The sequence below is a fragment of the Vibrio sp. 2130-1 genome, from assembly GCF_033339515.1.
In genome coordinates this window covers 1-503 of sequence record NZ_JAWOUT010000783.1, presented here as the reverse complement: position 1 = coordinate 503, position 503 = coordinate 1, and the positions used below count along the sequence as shown (strand labels likewise).

Below are 503 nucleotides of genomic sequence, written 5' to 3'. Positions count from 1 at the left end.
CCTGAATCACGACTAAATGCTTTACAAACAGGATACCCAAGAAACTCTATCGCCTTGCCATGCTCTTGTATTTCCTCGATAGCCTCAATCTCAATCGTAATGAGATCGCTATTGAAGGTTTGATCGAGTTCTTCAACTTCTTTTTCTACAATACTTGAAAATATCCAAGCGCCCTGAGATTTATCCCAAGTACCGCCGAGTTTACGGCACTCTTCAATCAACAGTGTGTTATATGCTGATTTTAAAGAACAAATGCCTAATTTAGTTTGTTCTTCTACGTTTGCTGCTAACTTATAAATCAGATCAGTCCCATACTTTGAGCGAACTGAGATATCTATAACAGCAAGAAAATGCTCACCTAACTCTAAGTCTTTTGAGCACTCGTCGATCAAAATCTTACAAGATTTATTATTGTCTGTTGTCGCAGCAAAGTACTTTCTGTTCTTTTTAATTACATTGAAATTCATAATATTTACTCCATTTATTGACTAGTAATACCCTCC

At 36.4% G+C, this 503-nt stretch carries 1 protein-coding gene; it reads right to left on the bottom strand.

The window, feature by feature from the left end; translation table 11 throughout:
* Positions 1 to 467 (bottom strand): hypothetical protein (locus tag R7Q09_RS28685; RefSeq protein ID WP_318144276.1); only part of this gene is annotated, 467 nt, incomplete at its 3' end.
* Between the last annotated feature and the right edge of the window lie 36 nt (positions 468 to 503).